General features: G+C 62.4%; 4 protein-coding genes. All 4 read left to right on the top strand.

The genetic code is table 11. The annotated features are described in order from the left end of the window. Nucleotides 1-28: 28 nt before the first annotated feature. Nucleotides 29-460, top strand: a complete 432-nt coding sequence (locus RHBS_RS26405) for a DUF1810 domain-containing protein (protein WP_121873272.1) — start codon at nt 29-31, stop codon at nt 458-460. 10 nt (nt 461-470) lie between these two features. Further along, complete coding sequence (locus tag RHBS_RS26400) at nt 471-926, top strand: 6,7-dimethyl-8-ribityllumazine synthase (protein WP_121873271.1); 456 nt, start codon at nt 471-473, stop codon at nt 924-926. A gap of 7 nt (nt 927-933) precedes the next feature. After that, nucleotides 934-1425 carry a DUF4440 domain-containing protein gene (locus RHBS_RS26395; RefSeq protein ID WP_237669786.1) on the top strand — a complete coding sequence of 164 codons (492 nt, stop codon included), beginning with the start codon at nt 934-936 and terminating at the stop codon, nt 1423-1425. Nucleotides 1426-1495: 70 nt separating this feature from the next. Continuing rightward, on the top strand, nt 1496-2838 hold a 1343-nt coding region (locus RHBS_RS26390), incomplete at its 3' end, for an HNH endonuclease signature motif containing protein (protein ID WP_145977624.1).

The raw sequence follows: 2838 nt of genomic DNA, 5'->3' as shown, positions 1-2838 counted from the left end.
CCGATCAAGTCCCATTAGGTTGAGTGGCATGACCGAATACGACCTGCAACGCTTCGTCGACGCCCAGGATCCCGTGTGGAGTGCAGTGACGCAGGAGTTGAAGGCAGGGAGGAAGCACACCCACTGGATGTGGTTCGTGTTCCCGCAGTTGGCGGGGTTGGGACGGAGTGCGACTGCTCAGCACTTCGGCATCGCCGACCTGACGGAGGCGGAACTGTATCTGTCCCACGAGGTGCTGGGTCCGCGTCTGAAGAAGGCGGCCCGGCTGACCGTCGGAATCGAGGGTCGAACGGTAGACGAGATCTTCGGTTACCCCGACAATCTGAAACTGCATTCGTCCATGACGCTTTTCGCCGAAGCTACCAAGGGCCAGTCCGTTTTCGGTGAAGTGTTGCAGAAGTATTTCGGCGGCGAATTCGATGGCGCGACACTCGACTTGCTCGACGAGCGTTACCGCTAGCATCGCATCCATGACCACTCCACTAGCCGGATCCATTGCCTTCGTCCACGCCAGCTGGCACCTGGACATCGTCGATCGCGCACGAGTGGGATTCGCCGCCGAACTCGAGCGGCTGGGCCAGGGCGATACTCGTATCGACGTCTTCGAGGTGCCGGGGGCATTCGAGATCCCGCTGCACGCCCAGCGGTTGGCGAAGACCGGGAAGTACTCGGCGATCGTCGCCGCCGCGCTGGTCGTCGACGGAGGAATCTATCGACACGACTTCGTAGAAACGGCGGTCATCGACGGCCTCATGCGGGTGCAACTGGACACCGATGTGCCGGTGTTCTCGGTGGTGCTCACTCCCCATCACTTCCACGAACACTCCGACCACAACGCCTTCTTCACCGCCCACCTCGAAACCAAAGGTGCAGAAGCCGCACGGGCTGTGGTGAAAACCCTCGCGTCACTGGGGACGATCGGCTGACGGCGGGATGATCTCGTGGCATCGGTTGTGGATACTCGACGCCGTGACCGATACCGAGAGCGAGCCCGACTGTGACGCAACCCTTGAACTGGTACTGGCTGAGCTCGAACGACGTGAACCGATCTTCCACCGCCGCGAGTTCGGCACCACGCGCGAGGACTTCGATCGGCTCACGGATGTGAACTTCTGGGAGACCGGTGCCTCCGGTCGTCGCTACAGCCGCGAACACGTCTGGGCTGTTCTCGGGCAGCGATATGCGTCGGACCCCACCGGGCGACACGACTCCGACTGGACGACCAGTGCATTCGAGCTCCGCGAGATCGCATCGAACACTTATTTGCTGACCTACTTGCTCGAGCAGCACGACAGACTCACCCGCAGGACGACGTTGTGGCAGCGACGCGAGGGTGATTGGAAAATCCTCTATCACCAGGGAACTCTCGTATCCGGTTCCGTCTCCGATACCACACCCCACCGACAGGTTCTGAATAGCGAATAGTTAAGCAGGGCAATAGTTTTCGATTGCACTAAGGTTGCCAGTCGAACGCATGTTCGATACACTTGCTTCCATGACCGCAGCGATCTGGCAACTGAGCGAGAGCGAACTCCTCGCCGACGCCGCTGCGGTCTCCCACCAGATCCAGCTGTTGGAAGCCCGGCGGATCGCTCTCGTCGCCGAGATCGACGCTCGCGTCTCGCGGGAGAAACTCGGCTTTCCCGGACCCGCCGGATGGCTGACCTCCACCACCCTGCTCTCGCCCTCCAAAGCGAACAAGATCGTGGCCCTGGCCCGCGGCATGGCTGCGTTTCCCGACATCGCCGACGCCCTGAACACCGGCGTCATGTCCGTCGATCACGCCGCGCTGATTCTCACTTTCGCCGAAACACCCCCGGAGAACCTGCCGGATGAGGGGCACGATGTCGCGCGTAAAGCTCTGATCGCCGCCGCCACCGGGCCCGAAGCGCGCACCGGCCGGATTCGTGCAGCGATCACCAGACTCGAAGACAGCTTCGGCAACAAGAAACCACCCGCCGAGGACACCGACCGCAACGAATTCTTCGCCTCGAAAACCCTGAACGGGCGACTGGTACTCAAGGGAGACTTCGATGCGATCACCGGAGAAAAGCTCCTCACCGCACTCTCGCCGTTGACCGAACCCCGCCCCGCCGCAGACGGCACCGACGACGACCGCAGCCCCGCCAAACGTCGCGCCGACGCATTCGGACACATCCTCGACCAGTACCTCGCCTCGAGCAATCGCCCCACCGAAGGCGGTGAGAGGCCACACCTCAACCTGCACATCACCCTGCGCGATCTCACCGACCTCCGCGACAGTGCCGACGCCGACGACATCGCAGACGACGAGAACACTCGCAGCACAACCGAATCCGACACCGACACAGTCGATCCGGTCGACATCAACACCGGACACCCCATCACCCCTGACTCAGCAACCGAGCCGGAACCAGCCACTGCCGCCGATCGCGGCGCGTATCGAGACTTGTTAGGCGACGGCACCACGGTCGGCTGGCTGCCGTGGATGGGACCACTCTCCCGCAACACCTCCCGGCAGTTGGCCTGCGACTGCATTCTCACCGCCATCGTCATGGACGAGAACGGATCCCCGATCAATCTCGCCCGCACCGCCCGCACCGTCACCGCCAAACAACGCAAAGCCCTCATCGCGAGAGATCACACCTGCGCATTCCCCGGCTGTGGCAAACCCGCATCCTGGACCGAGGCGCACCACATCTGGCACTGGGCAGACGGCGGCCCCACCGACATGAACAACCTCGTCCTACTCTGCCGATTCCACCACCGACTTATGCACCACTCCGACTGGGAAGTGTTCATCGGCACCGACAACCACCCGTGGTTCATACCACCGGCCACCGTCGACCCGTACCGACA

This window comes from Rhodococcus sp. BS-15, from assembly GCF_000813105.1.
Lineage (GTDB): Bacteria > Actinomycetota > Actinomycetes > Mycobacteriales > Mycobacteriaceae > Rhodococcoides.
This window is presented reverse-complemented; position numbering and strand designations above follow the sequence as displayed.